General features: G+C 71.4%; 14 protein-coding genes. 8 read left to right on the plus strand and 6 right to left on the minus strand.

Features of this window, described 5'->3' with window-relative positions; genetic code table 11:
* Nucleotides 1-3: 3 nt before the first annotated feature.
* The gene (locus ETAA1_RS20870; RefSeq protein ID WP_145241893.1) at nucleotides 4-906 is read left to right on the plus strand and encodes a Gfo/Idh/MocA family protein; all 903 of its coding nucleotides are present in this window, start codon (nucleotides 4-6) and stop codon (nucleotides 904-906) included.
* A 70-nt stretch (nucleotides 907-976) separates the two neighbouring features.
* On the opposite strand, the gene ETAA1_RS20875 is transcribed toward ETAA1_RS20870, so the two are convergent.
* Entirely contained in the window at nucleotides 977-2,593 is a 1,617-nt protein-coding gene (locus ETAA1_RS20875) for a hypothetical protein (protein ID WP_145241896.1), read from the minus strand.
* Between the two features lie 98 nt (nucleotides 2,594-2,691).
* Between ETAA1_RS20875 and argH the strand changes: the two genes are divergently transcribed.
* The 7 genes from argH (at nucleotide 2,692) to ETAA1_RS20910 (ending at nucleotide 11,925) form a co-directional block, all read left to right on the plus strand.
* Entirely contained in the window at nucleotides 2,692-4,071 is a 1,380-nt protein-coding gene (argH, locus tag ETAA1_RS20880; RefSeq protein ID WP_145241898.1) for an argininosuccinate lyase, read from the plus strand.
* Between the two features lie 222 nt (nucleotides 4,072-4,293).
* Complete coding sequence (gene lysA / locus ETAA1_RS20885) at nucleotides 4,294-5,583, plus strand: diaminopimelate decarboxylase (RefSeq protein WP_145241901.1); 1,290 nt, start codon at nucleotides 4,294-4,296, stop codon at nucleotides 5,581-5,583.
* A gap of 135 nt (nucleotides 5,584-5,718) precedes the next feature.
* Complete coding sequence (locus ETAA1_RS20890) at nucleotides 5,719-8,589, plus strand: hypothetical protein (protein ID WP_145241904.1); 2,871 nt, start codon at nucleotides 5,719-5,721, stop codon at nucleotides 8,587-8,589.
* Between the two features lie 93 nt (nucleotides 8,590-8,682).
* Entirely contained in the window at nucleotides 8,683-9,165 is a 483-nt protein-coding gene (locus ETAA1_RS20895; protein WP_145241906.1) for a DMP19 family protein, read from the plus strand.
* A 312-nt stretch (nucleotides 9,166-9,477) separates the two neighbouring features.
* Nucleotides 9,478-10,254: a tetratricopeptide repeat protein gene (locus ETAA1_RS32250; protein WP_202920301.1), complete on the plus strand. Its 777-nt coding sequence runs from the start codon at nucleotides 9,478-9,480 to the stop codon at nucleotides 10,252-10,254.
* A gap of 108 nt (nucleotides 10,255-10,362) precedes the next feature.
* Complete coding sequence (locus tag ETAA1_RS20905) at nucleotides 10,363-10,944, plus strand: hypothetical protein (protein ID WP_145241908.1); 582 nt, start codon at nucleotides 10,363-10,365, stop codon at nucleotides 10,942-10,944.
* 42 nt (nucleotides 10,945-10,986) lie between these two features.
* A complete protein-coding gene (locus ETAA1_RS20910) occupies nucleotides 10,987-11,925 on the plus strand; it encodes a DUF1559 domain-containing protein (protein WP_145244732.1) in 939 nt (312 codons plus the stop codon).
* Nucleotides 11,926-11,975: 50 nt separating this feature from the next.
* Here ETAA1_RS20910 and ETAA1_RS20915 read toward each other — a convergent pair whose 3' ends face one another.
* The 5 genes from ETAA1_RS20915 to ETAA1_RS20935 all read right to left on the minus strand — a co-directional run bounded on the left by ETAA1_RS20915 (nucleotide 11,976) and on the right by ETAA1_RS20935 (nucleotide 15,262).
* The gene (locus ETAA1_RS20915) at nucleotides 11,976-12,230 is read right to left on the minus strand and encodes a hypothetical protein (RefSeq protein WP_145241910.1); all 255 of its coding nucleotides are present in this window, start codon (nucleotides 12,228-12,230) and stop codon (nucleotides 11,976-11,978) included.
* A 36-nt stretch (nucleotides 12,231-12,266) separates the two neighbouring features.
* The gene (locus tag ETAA1_RS20920) at nucleotides 12,267-12,614 is read right to left on the minus strand and encodes a TfoX/Sxy family protein (protein ID WP_145241912.1); all 348 of its coding nucleotides are present in this window, start codon (nucleotides 12,612-12,614) and stop codon (nucleotides 12,267-12,269) included.
* Between the two features lie 3 nt (nucleotides 12,615-12,617).
* Complete coding sequence (locus ETAA1_RS20925; RefSeq protein WP_145241915.1) at nucleotides 12,618-13,850, minus strand: glycosyltransferase; 1,233 nt, start codon at nucleotides 13,848-13,850, stop codon at nucleotides 12,618-12,620.
* A complete protein-coding gene (locus tag ETAA1_RS20930; RefSeq protein ID WP_202920302.1) occupies nucleotides 13,850-14,407 on the minus strand; it encodes a hypothetical protein in 558 nt (185 codons plus the stop codon). Before ETAA1_RS20930 ends, ETAA1_RS20925 begins: the two co-directional genes overlap by 1 nt.
* Before the next feature lie 81 nt (nucleotides 14,408-14,488).
* Nucleotides 14,489-15,262, minus strand: a complete 774-nt coding sequence (locus ETAA1_RS20935; RefSeq protein ID WP_145241919.1) for a hypothetical protein — start codon at nucleotides 15,260-15,262, stop codon at nucleotides 14,489-14,491.
* Nucleotides 15,263-15,308 lie beyond the last annotated feature (46 nt).

The raw sequence follows: 15,308 nt of genomic DNA on the forward strand, positions 1-15,308 counted from the left end.
GCCATGATCCGCCTCGGTATCCTCGACTTCGACACGTCGCACTGCACCGCCTTCACCCAGCGGCTCCACCACGTCGGCGTGGACCGCGAGCAGTTCGTCGAGGGGGCGCGAATCGTCGTCGGCTGCCCCGGCGAGTCGGTCCTGTCGCCGGAGCGGATCGCCGGCTTCACCGCCGAGATGCGGAAGTACGAGGTGCCGCTCGTGGAGCGGCCGACCGACATGATCGGCCGCGTGGACGCGATGCTCATTGAGAGCGTGGACGGCACCGTTCACCTCGCCCGCGCCCGGCCGTTCCTGGAGCGCGGCATCCCGTGCTTCGTGGACAAGCCGTTCGCCTGCTCGGCCGCCGACGCCCGCGCCCTCATCGACCTGGCGGCGCGGCACAAGACGTTCGTGTTCTCGTCGTCGTCGCTGCGGTACGCCCCGGAGGTGGTGGAGTACGTCGGCAACGCGGCGAAGGGCCGGCTGCTGGGGTGCGACGTGTACTGCCCGGCGCCGCTGTCACCCATCCCGGCCCGGAACGCGGGGCTGTACCACTACGGCATTCACGGCGCGGAAATCCTCTACACCCTGATGGGGCCGGGCTGCCGCCGCGTGACCTGCACGAGCGACGCCGGCGTGGACGTGGTGACGGGCCACTGGGGCGACGGCCGCGTGGCGACGCTCCGCGGCATCCGCACCGGCAAGGCCGACTACGGGTTCGTCGGCTTCGCCGAGAAGACGGTACAGAGCGTGACCGTGGGGACGCGGTTCATCTACCGCGAGCTGCTGAAGAAGATCGTGGAGGCGTTCGAGAAGAAGACGCCGGCCGTGGACCCGGCGGTGACGCTCGAAATCATGGCGTTCATCGAGGCGGCGAACAAGAGCGGCGCGAACCACGGCGCCGCGGAGGCGGTGCGGACGTGACTGGGCTCGGGGTTTCGCCGCTCGCGGCGTAGCGGGCGCCCGCTACGCCGCGAGCGGCGACTCGACCCCATCACTTCTTGTTGAACGCGTCCACCGCCCGGCCGAACTTCACCGCCCCACCCTGCACCGTGAGGCGGGCCGTCAGCGCCGCGCCGCCCTCGACCGTGATCGTCACGCCGTCGCGGCCGGCCGGCCCCTTCTCGCCGAAGGCATCCCGGACCAGCGCCTTCAGCTCGTCCGGCCGAAGGTTGTCGCCGAACAGCGGCATCGCCCGCGCCAGGGCCGCCGTCGAGGTCGCCACCGGCACCGCCACCGGCGCCGCCTTCAGGCCGGCCTTCAACGCCTTACCGTCCGGCTCGATCCCCACCGCGAACACGTCGTCGGACGTGGCCAGCCAGATCGTCTTGGTGCCGAACACGCGGTCGTACCCGGCGTCCACCTGGCCGAGCTCGACCTTGTGGAGGCTGAACGCCCCCACCTTCTCCACGTCGAACGTGAACGACACCACGTCGTTGGGCACGAACCCGGCGAACTCCTTCGCCAGCTTCACGATCTCGCCGCCCTCCTTCACCGCGAGCGCCCCCAGCAGGGCGTGCTTCCCCTTGGCGTCGGGGCCGGTGATCGTCACCGCGGCGTCCAGCGCCGCGGCCTTGGCGGTCGGCAGGAGCGCCTCCAGCACGCGCTCCGCGGCCCCGCGGTCGCCGGCCTGCGCGGCGGCGTCCTCGAACACCGCCTTCAGCACCGGCTCGAGCTGCTTCCGCAGGTCGTCAGTCAGCGCGAGCTTGCCGGTCGCCGAGACGACGGGGGCGCTCGCCTTCACGATCGCGGCGGGGAGGCTCTTCTTGCCGGCGAGCCCGGCGATCGTCTTCGCCAGCCCCGTGCCGGGCTTCGCGTCGAAGTTGAGCACGGCCGACACTTCGTCCTTCTTCTCGTCCACGAAGATGCGGAGGGACAGTTCCTTCCCCTCGTCCACGATCGACTTGACCGACCCGGCGGCGGTGTCGAGGAGGAACCCCTCGATCTTCAGTTCGGCGGGCCGCTTGCCGCCGGCGCCCTCCCGCTGCTTCTCCTTGATCTGGTGCTCGAACTGGCCGGTCACCAGGTCGCGCAGGTCGGCCGGGACGCGGTCGATGCGGGCCACGACCGACGCCACCGACTTGTCGGCCGCGTCGAAGTACGTCTTCGGGTTGACGCGGAGCTTGGCGTCGAGGTGCTTGGGGTCGCGGGCGGCGAACAGATAGCCGTCGGCGAACGTGAAGTACGCCTCGTTCAGGATCGGCACGAATACTTTCTGTACGCCCTTCCCCTCGTCGATCGGCTCGACGCCGAGGCGGTCCTTGAGTTCCTTCAGGAACTGGCCGCGGTCCGCGATCGGGAGCATCACCACGGCGGGGCTGTTCCCCAGGTCGGCGGTGAGGACGCCGTAGGCGCCGATCGGCCGGGCCGGGTCGATGCCGAGGACGCCCTTCCCCTCCGTGGACACGAGCTTGATCAGGTCGCGGACCTGGGTGACGCCGTTCTCCTGGTCGAACAGGCCGCCGACGTACTCGGCCTTGTCGAGCAGGTCGTTCACCGACCGGAAGCGAATTTCGACGGTCGGCTCGACGGCCTTCACCGGCTGGGCCGATGCCGTGCCCGGGAGTAACCCGGCGACCGCGACCGCCGCCGCCCAACACCACGTCCGCATAGCCGTCTCCGTTCCGGGAATGGGGGAACGGGTGGTATACCCGGCCGGCCGGCGTGGGGTGTCAATAAAACGGTCGGGGTCATCACACGGGGCGTGGCATGAGCGGGCAGAAGACGTGGGGCGGCCGGTTCACCGGCGGCACCGACCGGCGCGTGGAAGCCTTCACCGAGTCGATCACGTTCGACCGCCGGCTGTACCGCCACGACATCATCGCCAGCCAGGCCCACGCCCGCATGCTCGGCGAAGTCGGCATGCTCACCCCGGCCGAGGCCGAACAGATCGCCGCGGCGCTGGACGAGATCGGGGCCGACATCGACGCCGGGCGGATGGAGTTCCGCATCTCGCTGGAGGACATCCACACGCACATCGAGCGGGCGCTGATTGCGAAGCTGGGCGACCTGGGGCGGAAGCTGCACACCGGCCGCAGCCGCAACGACCAGGTGGTCACCGACGTAAAGCTGTGGGTCCGCGACGCGATCGACGAGCTGGACGCGCTGCTGAAGGACGTGCAGGCGGCGTTCGTGGCGTCGGCCGGGCGGGAGGCCGGCGTGGTGCTGCCGGGATACACGCACCTCCAGCGGGCGCAGCCGGTGCTGGCGGCGCACTACTTCCTGGCCTACGTCGAGAAGTTCCAGCGCGACCGCGAGCGCCTCGCCGACTGCCGCAAACGCGTCAACATCCTCCCGCTGGGGGCCGCGGCGCTGGCCGGCACGTCGCTGCCGATCAACCGCGAGTCGGTGCGGCGGCAGCTCGGGTTCGACACCGTGGCCCGCAACAGCCTCGACGTGTCGAGCGACCGCGACTTCGCCCTCGAGTTCGTGTTCGCGCTGTCGGTGGTGGCGGCGCACCTGAGCGGGTGGGCGGAAGAGTGGGTGATCTGGAGCACGACGGAGTTCAACTTCCTCGACCTGCCGGACGCGTTCTGCACCGGGTCGAGCATCATGCCGCACAAGAAGAACCCCGACGTGCTGGAACTCACCCGCGGCAAGGCCGGCAAGGTGATCGCCGGGTTGCAGCAACTGTTCCTCTTGGTGAAGGGGCTGCCGCTGGCGTACAACCGCGACCTGCAAGAGGACAAGACGGCGATCTTCGACGCATTCGACACCGTGGCCGGCTGCCTCGGCGTGGCGGCGCCGCTGGTGCGCGAGACGAAGCTGCGCCGCGACGTGATCGCCGCCCGCCTCGAAGACGGCTTCCTGGACGCGACGACGCTGATGGAGGGGCTGATCGCCCGCGGCGTGCCGATGCGGTCGGCGCACGAGGCGGTCGGGAACCTGGTGCGCGAGTGCGAGGGGAAGCGGTGTCGGCTGGCGGACCTGCCGGACGCGGCGTTCGAGGCGGCGTGCCCCGGCCGCGGCGCCGAACTACGCGGCACGCTCGGCGTGGCGAACGCGCTGGCGGCGTTCACGAGCGTCGGCAGCACGGCGCCGCTTGAGGTCGAGCGGCAGGTGCGGGAGTGGCGGGAGCGGCTGGTTTAACTGCGCTGTGACACCGCGGACGCCGCCCAGGGTTTCACCCTGGGCTACTCTCCGACGCCCTCCGGGCTGAATCCCCATCACGTCACTCGTGCCACGAACACACCACAAGCGGTCAGAGCCCCGGAGGGGCGTCGGCGCGTAGCCCAGGGTGAAACCCTGGGCGGCGTCCGCGGCGCGCCGATAAGCTAACCCCATCACAACACCCACCTGGAAACGGCATTCATGGACCACTTCGCCTACCGCGACCGCACCCTGCTCTGCGAGGACGTGCCCGTCCCCGAGCTGGCCGAGAAGTACGGCACGCCGCTGTACGTCTACAGCGAAGCGGCCCTGCTCGCGCGGCTCACCGAGGTGCAGACCGCCTTCAAGGCCGCCGACCCGATCATCGCCTACAGCGTGAAGTCGAACGGCAACCTCAGCATCTGCCGGCTCATGGCCCAGCACGGCAGCGGCTTCGACGTGACCTCCGGCGGCGAGCTCCACCGCGCCCTCACGGCCGGCGGCTCGGGGAAGAAGATCGTCTACGCCGGCGTCGGCAAGTCGGACGCCGAGATGCGCGACGGGCTCGCCAAGGGCGTCTTCCTGTTCAACGTCGAGAGCGAGGCCGAGCTGCACGCCCTCGGCGCCGTCGCGCAGAGCCTGGGGGTGAAGGCGCCGGTGGCGCTGCGGGTTAATCCCGATCTGCCGCCCAAGACGCACGCCAAGACCGACACGTCCGTCAAGGGCGTCAAGTTCGGCCTCGACATCGAGACCGTCGTGGACGTGGCCCGGTCCGTCGTCGGCCACCCCGGGCTGGCGATCGTCGGCGTCCACATGCACCTCGGCTCGCCGATCCTCAGCGCCGAGCCGTACCGCCAGGGGGCCGCGAAGGCGGTGCAGTTGGTGAAGGCGTTCCGCGAGATGGGGCACGACATCCGCTTCCTCAACATGGGCGGCGGCTTCGGGATCAGCTACCGGAAGCAGGAAGCGCTTCCCGCCGCGGCTTTCGCCGAGGTCATCCTCCCCGCGGTGAAGGAGACCGGCTGCCAGCTCGTTCTCGAACCGGGGCGGTTCATCGTCGGCAACTCGGGCATCCTGGTCAGCCGCGTCGTGTTCACCAAGGAAACGGGCGGCAAGCGCTACGTCATCCAGGACGCGGCGATGAACGACCTCATCCGCCCGACGCTGTACGACTCGTTCCACCGCGTCTGGCCGGTGACGCCGGCCGCGGACGTGCCGACCTGGCCCGAGGACTGCGAAGCTGCCATCCCGAACACGCAGCCCGTGGACGTGGTCGGGCCGGTGTGCGAGAGCGGCGACTTCCTGGCAAAGGGGCGGCACCTGCCGGCGCTTTCCCGCGGCGACCTGCTGGCGACGTTCAGCGCCGGCGCGTACGGGATGGCGATGGCCAGCAACTACAACAGCCGGCTCCGGGCGGCCGAGGTTCTCGTTACAGGCCGCACACACCGACTGATCCGCCGCCGCGAGACGTTCGCCGACCTCACCGCGTGCGAAGACGATTGCCTCCGGTGATGCGCGGCGTCACAATCGGAGGGTGTCCGGCTCTCGCGCCGGCGTTGCGCCTATTCCGCGCCCGGAGGAACCCCCGGTGACTGCCGCATCGTTCGTCGGAGCGCTCGTCGCCGCACGCCGGGCCGCCGGGGGTGGGTGCTGGCCGGCCTCGCCGCCGCGGCCGTGGTCCTCGCCGCCGGCAGCCCCCTCCCCGCCCAGCAGGAGGCGAAGGGGCAGGCCACGCCGCCCGAGGAGCTGTTCCGCGACATGCGCGGCCTCATCCGCGAGGGGAAGTTCGACCTCGCCGCCGCGTACCTGCGGGCGTTCGTCGGGAGCGAGCCGACCGACCCGCTACTGCTGAAGATCGAGAAGGACTACGGCACCACCGTCTTCCAGGACCTGCGGACGATCCGCCGCTGGTCCGACGACCCCAAGACCGACACGCAGGCCCGCGCCGACGTGGAGGCCGTCATCGCCAAGGCCCGCGCCGCGGTGACGAAGCAGCTCGAAACTCCCGAGCGCGTCAACAAGTACATTCGCAACCTCGGCGAGACCGAGGAGGAGCGCCTGTTCGCGGAGCTGGAGCTGAAGCGGACCGGCGACTACGCCGTGCCGTTCATGGTGGACGCCCTCCGCCGCAACAGCACGCCCAAGCTCACCCGCGGCATCCTCGCCGCCATCGCGAAGCAGGACGCCCACACGATGGGCGGCTGGCTCGCCGCGCTCGACGGCCTCCCGCCCGAGTTCCAGTACGCCGTCCTCGCGGCGATCGCCACCCGGCCCGACGTGCTGGAGTTGACGAAGGCGGCGCAGACGGACTTCACCCCGCGGCTGTGGTACGCCTACGGCAAGGCCGACACCCTGCCCGGCCTGCGCGAGTACGCCAAGGCGGCGCTCGACCGGCTGTACCGCGACGTGGAGCGGCGCGACGCCGCGGCCGAGCTGGTGGGCCTCGCCCGGCCGTTCGCCAACCACAAGGCGAACTACGGCGGCGCCATGAACCCCGGCACCGGCGCCCCGGCCACCGTGGCCGTGTGGCAGTGGGACGCGAAGGACGAGAGGCTCGTGAAGCAACCGGCCGTGCCCGTACCGCAGGCCGACGAGTACTTCGGCCTCCGCTACGCCCGTTGGGCGCTGGACGTGCGGCCCGACTACGAGGCCGCCCAGGCGCTCGTGCTGACGCTCGCCGCCGAGACGGCGATGGAGCGCGGCAAGTTCGGCGACCTCGCCCGCACCGACCCGACGGTCTACCGGCTGCTCGCCGACGCACCCGCGAACGTGCTCAACGACCTGCTCGACCGCGCGTTCGCCGAGAACCGCTCGGCCCTGGTGCTGGCCCTGGTGCAGGTGCTCGGCGACCGGGCCGACCGCGCCGCGGCGACGAGCACCCCCAACCGCCCGTCGCGGCTCGAGCGCGCCCTCGACTACCCGAACCCGCGGGTGCAGTTCGCCGCGGCCAACGCCCTGCTGCGGTCGCCGGTGCCGATCGACGGCCGGGTCCGCGGCCGCGTCCTCGACGTGCTGAAGCGCGCCGCGGCGGTCGACCCCGGCGTGCCGAGCGGGGCGAAGGGGCAGGCGCTCCTCGCCGACCCCGACCGCAAGCGCGCCGACGACACGGCCGCGCTGCTGCGGCAGATCGGCTACGACGTGGAGGTGTACGGCACCGGCCGCGACATGCTCCGCCGCATCGCCCGCGCCAGCGACTTCGACCTCGTCGTGATCGACCGGCACGTGCCGAACCCGGAGCTGCGAGACCTCGTCGGCCACCTCCGCGCCGACAGCAACGCCGCCCGCCGGCCCGTGCTCGTGGTCGCGTCCGCCGACCAGCCCATCCCCCCAAGCATCGAGCAACTGGCCCTGCGGTTCGCGCTGCTGATCGCCGCCACCGAGACGGCCCCGGTCGGGATGCCCGACCCGTACGTGGCGGACATCCGCCGAACGCCCGAGACGGACGCCTCGGAGCGGAAGCAGATCCAGGACCGCCGCGACGCGGTGTTCGCCACGGTGCAAAAGGCGCGGGCGGACCGGCTGGCGCGGGTGCTGGAGACCAGCGGCATCGAGCTGTCGCCGAACCAGAAGTTCCAGGTGAAGCTGCGGATCGACCAGCTGACGTGGGCGGTGCTGGCGGCCGAGTTCCCGCTGTCGAAGGCGTCGGCCCCGGGCGCGTACCAGACCTACGAGACGCTGTTCAAGCAGATTGCCGTTCAGCCGGCGGTGCCCGAGTACACGCGGCGGTTGGGGCAGGACCACCTGCTGACGCTGCTGACCCGGTTCGCGGAGGACGTGGCCGCTTCCCCGGTGGCCCAGGCGCGGTTCGAGGCGTTCCGCTCGCGCGTGGACCCGGAGGCGCTGGGGCTGGTGGTGCGCCAGCCGCGCGACTTCCCCGCGGAGGCGCGGACGACGCGGCTGGTGGGCCACTACCCGGGCGTGAAGGTGATTCCCGAGCCGCACTCGAAGACGTGGTTCGAGCAGGACGTGAACGCGGCGTTCCAGGACCCCGCCGACCGCCCGCGCGACCCGGCCGAGAAGCGCGCGACGGCCCGGCTGGCGGTGCAGTGGCTGGCCCGCATGGCGACCGGCGAGGTGCCCGGCTTCGACGCGAAGCTGGCGTCGAACGAGCTGCTGGCGGCGCTGCGGACGGACGAGCTGGCCGACCCGGCGATCGACGGCGTCGCCCGCCTCCCGACGGCCGAGGCGCAGGCGGGTTTGGTGAGCCTGGCGGTGACGCCGATGCGGCCGCTGCCGCTGCGGGCGCGGGCGGCGGACGCCGCGGTTCGGCACGTCCAGGCGCACGGCAAGCTGACGCCCGACGCCCTGACGACGACGGTGGCGCAACAGTCCGGCACCGAGGCGGACGCCGACCTGCGCGGCCGGCTTATGGTGCTGCGGGGGCTGCTGGCGCCGAGCCCGTCGGGCTTCGTGACGGGGTTGCGGAGCTACAACCCGCCGCTGGTCCCGCCCCCGGCCGCCGCCGCGCCGATGACGCCGCCGGCGACGACTCCGCCCGAGGAGCCGAAGAAGGACTGACTCCGCTAGCCGGCGGGTGCCGGGTCGGGAGCCGCAGGCGATTGCCTGCGGCTCCCGACCCGGCACCCGCCGGCGTCATTTCCAGGCGACGTGATGGCCGACACGCTGGCCGACCTGTTCGACCACTGCGGCGACACGGACTTCTGCGACCGCGTGTTCGTCCGCATCTGCGAGGTTCACGGCAACGGGGCCGACGTCTCCCGGCTGACCGAGGAAGAACGGACCGTGTCCCTCGTGTGGGGCTCGCTCGGTGTCATCGGCAACGGCGGCTTCCGCTACCTGTTCGAGGGAAGCGTCCGCGGCGACCCGAACTACGCCCTCACCCGGCGGGCGTTCGAGGCGATCGGATGCCCGGAAGCGGCCGAGGCATTTCGTGAGGCGCTGTCGGCGTTTCCGGACTGCGTCCCGCCAGTGAACCAGGCCAAGCGAGAGCGGGCGTACCTACATCACTTCCCGGGGATGGGGACTTCACCCGACCGGGCCTTCTACGCGGCTCAAGACGATATCCCCAAACGGCTGGCGAACTGGCTGCGCTCGCGCAACCGACCGCACCCGCACCTGGCAAAGCCGGAGTAACCGTGCGAGGGGTGGACTGGAACCGACGCCACGTCCGCTGAGTTGGCCGGAACCGGCACCGCCTTTCAGTACGCAACTTCTTTCACCACAACGCATTCGAGTGCATTGCGTCGCCTCGTTTCGATCCAACAAACTTTTGTGGCATTGACTCAATGCGTGCCTCGACCCCCCGGGGGGTCGGTGGCACACAATCGCCGCGGTCGCTCCGACGGCGACTCCGGGGACGAAGTGCGAGCAAGCGCGCAAGTCGGGTGAGGTATCCCGTTCCAGCGGCGAACCCCGGCGGGACGGTCCGGGACACCGGAGCCAGCCATGAGCCGCACCTACGACTCCGCCGCCCAGCCGACCCTCGCGGACCTCACGACCGCCTTCCTGGCCACCCGCTCAGACGCCGCCGCGGCGGCAGTCGAGCCGGTCGGAAGCGAAGTGGAGCCCCACGAGGTCACGGCCGGGTTCCGGATCGAACCCCGGACCGCCTGGGCCGACGCCACCGCCACCCTTCCCGCCAGCCCGGCCGCGACGCCGACCGAGTGGGCGACGCTCGTGTCGCTACCGGTCGCAGCCTACGCCGTGCCGATGGCCGCGGGGAATTTTCCGCAGCGCGTCCGCGACGTGGCCCCGCTGCTGGGCCGCTTCGACGCCGCCGCCCTCCGCCCGTCGGCGGCCGGCACCCCCGCCCCGGGCCTCAGCGGCCTGCGGACGTGGGTCGTGCGCGAGGCGAAAAAGCGGACCGCCGCCGCGGCGCTGGTGGCCGCGGGGGTCGCGCGGGCGGCCGGCGAGCTGGACTGGGCGGCGGAGTTGCTGGCCGACGCCGAGGCGCTGTGTACCGGCGACGACCGCGGCCGGTGGGAGAACGAGCGGGCGGCACTGGCGTGGCACCGCGGCGACGCGGCCGACGCCCTGGCCCGCTGGGAGGCACTGCCCGACGCCCCGGCCGTGCGCTTCAACCGCGGCATGGCACTTTTGTTCCTGGGCCGCGCGGCCGAGGCGAAGGGCGTGCTGACGGCCGCGATTTCGGCCCTGCCCGAAGGGAGTGGCTGGCGCGACCTGGCCGAGTTGTACCGCACACTGGCCGAGATTCACGGGTAATTCCAACAATCGTCCCCGGGGCAACTCCCGCCCGTTGCAACGGGTGGGCGTTGTGGTAGATTGTCAGGCAGCCGACACTGCAACCGCTCTCCCCGGGCTGCCGTTCCGATGCGTGCCCCCTTCACGCCCGCGCTCGTGCTCCTCGTCGCCGCCGGGTGCGGCGGCGGGTCGAGCCCGTCGATCTCCGTCCCCACCTACAACCCGGACGGCGCCGCGCAGGACGCCCTCAAGCAATTCGACAAGAACGGCGACGGTGCCATCGACGGCCCCGAGCTGGACGCCGTCCCCGGCCTGAAGGCGGCCTTCGGCGGCAAGAAGGTCACGGCCGACGCCCTCAAGACCCGAATTGAATCGTACCGCGCCGGCAACGTCGGGGCGCTCGGCTACCGCGTCAAAGTCACGCGCAACGGAGCCCCACTGGCGGGCGCGACGGTCACGTTCACGCCCGAGCCGTTCCTCAGTTCACTCCGCGAGGCGACCGCAACCACCGACTCGGGCGGCGAGGCGAGCAACTTCACGTTCGGCGGCGACACCGTCCCCGGGCTGCCGCCCGGGATGTACCGCGTGTCCGTGTCCAAGTCCGGCGAGACCATCCCGGCGGCGTTCTCCACGCAGACGACCGTCGGGTGCGAGGTGAGCGGCGGCCGCGGCGGCTCCGGCTCCCTCGACGTCAACATCCCCGGCCGCTAGCCGGGGTGGCTTCATTCCGTTCGTCCGCCCGTGGAGGTCGTCATGCATTCCTCGGTCCCGCGGCCCCGCCGCGCGTTCACACTCATCGAACTGCTCGTCGTCATCGCCATCATCGCCATCCTCATCGGCCTCCTGCTGCCGGCGGTGCAGAAGGTGCGGGAGGCGGCCAGCCGGGCGAAGTGCCAGAACAACCTCAAACAGGTTGGCATCGCCATGCACAACTGCCACGACGTGAACGGGTACTTCCCGTCGGGCGGGTGGGGCTGGAACTGGGTCGGCGAGCCGGGCCGCGGGTCCGGCAAGGACCAGCCGGGCGGGTGGGTGTACAGCATCCTGCCGTACGCCGAGCAGGGGGCGCTGGCCCAACTGCAAGGGGCGGCCGGGTTCAGCACGCGGAACCAGACGTCGCTGTCGATCTTCAGCTGCCCGAGCCGCCGCGCCGCGGCCCCGTACCCGAACTACTACAACTACGGCTACTACAACCCCGGCAACTCCATCCTGCCGACGTTCGGCCGCACCGACTACGCGGCGTGCGTGTCGGGCAACTCGAACGCGAACGAGATCGACGGCGGGCCGAGCACCCTCGCCGCGGGCGACGCGATGGCCCCCGCCGGGTGGGACGGCATCTTCGGCCGCAAGAGCCAGACCCGCATCGCCGACATCCTGACCGGCACCAGCAACCAGTGCATGGTCGCCGAGAAGTACCTGAATCCGAACAACTACGTGACCGGCACCGACGGCGGCGACAACGAGTGCATGTACACCGGGCTGAACAACGACGTGTACCGCACCACGTACAACCCGCCGCTCCAGGACCGCCAGGGGCTCGGCGACACCCTGCGGTTCGGCAGCGCCCACATCGGCGGGCTGAACGTCGCCCTCGGCGACGGGTCGGTCCGCACGATCCGCTACAGCGTGGACGGCGCCATGTGGCGACAGTTCGGCAACATGCGCAGCACCACGCCGATCAACCTGAACTGAGTGACGTGCGGCCGACGCCCACCCGTAGTAAGGGTGGGCGTTCTCGTTGGTCAGCCGGCCACGGCCTTGTAGACCGCGAACCCCAGCGCCAGCACGCCGAACACCAGCCAGACCACGCCCATCGCCTTGGCCTGCCCGCCCTCCAGGTCCGGCCCCTTCTTGGTCACCGCCTTGCCGGTGACGAACACCGACACCGCCAGCCCGAGCAGGATCAGCCCGATGACCGCGGCCCCGGCCGCGACCACCAGCGGCTTGCCGGCCAGCCACTTGTTGATGTCGTCGTTCAGGTCGGCGAACAGCGGCATGACGGGCTCCGTACGGGGCGGGTGACGCGACTCATCCTACGACCGGCGCGGCTTCAGCGGCTTCGCCGGGAGCGTCCCCACGAATGCGAGTGCCCGGCCGAGCCAGTCGGCGAGTTGGCGCTGGGTGTCGATGCCGTCGGGGTCCACCATCACCCAGTTGGTCATCGGCCGGCCGGTGATGTCGAACGGGCGAACGTGCGGCTCGTCGAGAGCGTCCGCGGCGGCGGGGCCGAGGCGGGCGATCAAGTCTTCGTGCCACACGCCGGCGACGATGTTACCGTCGAGGAAGAAGGCGACGCCGCCGAACATGACCTTTTCGGAGACGCCGCGGGTGCGGCCGATGTGGTCGCGGACGCGGGCCACGAGGCCGGGGTCGGAGTGCATGGCTCACCCGGGATTCCGTGCGGTGATCAACCGCTCGACCGCGGCCGCGGAGCGGGCCAGGCCGTCGCGCACGGTCAGTTTCGCCGCCACCGCACGACACGCGCTGGCAACCTCGGCCGAGCCGAGCAGCCGCGCCAGCGCCGCGGCCACACGCCGGCCGGTGAACCGCTTCACGGCGAGCCCTTCCCCGACGCCGAGCCGGACGGCCCGCGCCAGGTTGTCGAACTGGTCGTGCGCCAGCGGCATCACCAGTTGCGGCGTGCCCGCCGCGAGCGCCTGCGACATCGAGCCGACGCCGCCGTGGTGCACGAAGGCCGCCGTCCTCGGCAGCAGGACGTCGAGCGGGGCGTAGGTCACGTGCCGCACGCCGGGCGGCAGCGCTGCCGGGAGCTGTTCCGGGAACCGCGTCAGGAGCAGCGCCCGCCGGCCCAGCCGCTGCGCCGCATCGACCGCCGCAGCGAAGAACGCCCGGCCGTGGACGTTCGCCGAGCCCGGCGTGAACGCCAGTGGCGGCTCCCCGGCGTCCAGGAACGCCGCCAGGTCGGCGGGCAGGCCGTCGGCCGTGCCGTCGTTCCACAGCGGGAAGTCGGTTAGAACCACTCCCGGCGGCCAGTCCGGCTGCGGCGGGCCGAACCAGTCGGGGAACAACCCCACCACGCCGTCCGGCGAGTGCCACCAGCGGTCGACGCGCGGCAGCGGCCCGAGCCCGAGTTCGGCGCGCCACGGGTTCAGGGAGCGGGCCACCGTCGGGTGCGCGAAGAACCTGATGCCGGCGGCGTAGAGCAGCCGCCGGAGCCAGAGCGGCCCCGCCAGTCCGGCGAAGTCCGGCGGCACGACGTTGCTCCAGATCACGGACGGCTGTAGGTGGACGCTCACGACCGGCAGGCCGAGCTTCTCGCGTGCGGTCAGTGCCCCGAAGCCGAACACGTTCGTGACACCGGGCAGTCGCAACTTCTCGTGGAGGGTGTACTGCTGGCGGATGGCGTCACCGAGGCGGTCGAGCACGGTGCGAAAGCCGGTCCGCGGCTTCCACAGGCCCGGGTCGCGGATCGTGTCCTCGAACTGCGCGGCGGTGCCGAGGGGCTCGAAGTCGAAGCCGTGCCGGCGGACCGGCTCCTCGAAATAGGGGTTGGTGGCGAACGTGACGACGTGGCCCCGGCCGCGGAGCGCCAGGGCCAGGCCGAGCATCGGGAACACGTCCCCGGCGCTACCGAACGTGCTGACGAGGAGTCGCATCAGGGGATGGTATACGTCGGCGACACTTTCGAGACGCTGTTCCCGTCGCGCCGCTCCACCCAGAACTCGACCGGCCCGGGCTCGTTCGCCAGCTCCGGGGTGATGAACGTCTCGCGGTACTCGGCCGGCCCCTGGCCGCCGCCGAAGGCCTTCAGGGTGCGGTCGTGAGAGGACGTGCGGCTGCCGGAGCGGAAGTTAAAGTAGAAGTCGCCCTTGAAGAACCCGCCCGGGTTCTCGCCCGACATCAGCACCTTCACCGTGACCGACTGCGTGCCGCCCTGCGGGGACTTGGTGCGGCTGCCGTCCACCATCGTCACCTGTCGGCCGGAGGCGAGGTACAGCATCACGCCGCACCCGCCGCAGCACAGGGCCATGCCGCCGCCGCCGATCAGCAGCAGGATCAGCAGAATCTTCCCGACGCCGCCGCCGGACTTCGCGGCCGGCCGGTCATCGGCGGGGCGGCGACGGCGGCGCGGGCGGTCGTCCGGGTCGTCGCGGTCGTCACGGCGGGGCGGGTCGTCGTAGTCATCGTCGTCGTCGGGGCGGCGGGTCGGCACGGGGGTGTCCTCGTCGTCACACACAAAACAGTGAGCCCGGGGACGGCGGTCCCCGGGCTGCGATTCGCCGCGCCGGCCGAATTATTTCGGGGCGTCCTTTCCGACGTTTGCGACGGCGTCCTCCGCGGCCTTGATGATGGTGGCCACCTGCTCGTCGGTCGGGCCGCCGGCCGGAAACGTCCACCGGTCCTTGACCCGCATGCGGTTGTAGACCACCACGGTCACCTTGTCGTCGGCCTTGAGCCCCCAGGAGTCGATCGCCTTGCCCTTGTTCGGGGCCAGCCCGAACGGCACGTTCGGCGCCTTCGCCTCGTTCGCCAGCTTCAGCACCGCGTCGGCGTGAACGTCCCGCTTCTCGTCGTCGGGGAACTCGCCGTCCAGCGTCACGTTCGTGGTCGTGCCGTCGGCGTTGGCCAGCGCCACCGCCTTGGCCGGGGCGTCGATCCACAAGAACTGCACGAACCCGGTCAGCTTGTCGCCGCGGTACTCGGGAATCTTCTTGTCGAGCGCCTGGGCCAGCTTGACGACGCCGGAGTTCGACAGATCCGTCGCGTCGGAGCGGACGAACACCGCGACGACCGGGCTGAGGCCGTTCTCGCTCACGAGGTCGTGCATCTTGCGGGTGCGGTCGCGGGGGTCGCGGTCGTCGGCCTTCACCGGGGGACTGACCTTCGGCGGAAAGCGCCCGTCGGCCACGAGGAAGGCGCGGAACGTTTCCGGCACCCACTCGCCCTTTTGGGCGGTGGACGCGGCCTTGGGGTCGGCCTTCGGCTCGACCTTCGGTTCCTGGGCGGCGGCGGCCGCGGCGAGCAAGAGCCCGGCGGCCAGGCCGACGGTCCGGCGGGGGGGGGGCATCGTTGCTCCTCGGTGGTACGGGTGTCCCACTCTAGCCTGACGCCCC

It is taken from the genome of Urbifossiella limnaea (genome assembly GCF_007747215.1).
Lineage (GTDB): Bacteria > Planctomycetota > Planctomycetia > Gemmatales > Gemmataceae > Urbifossiella > Urbifossiella limnaea.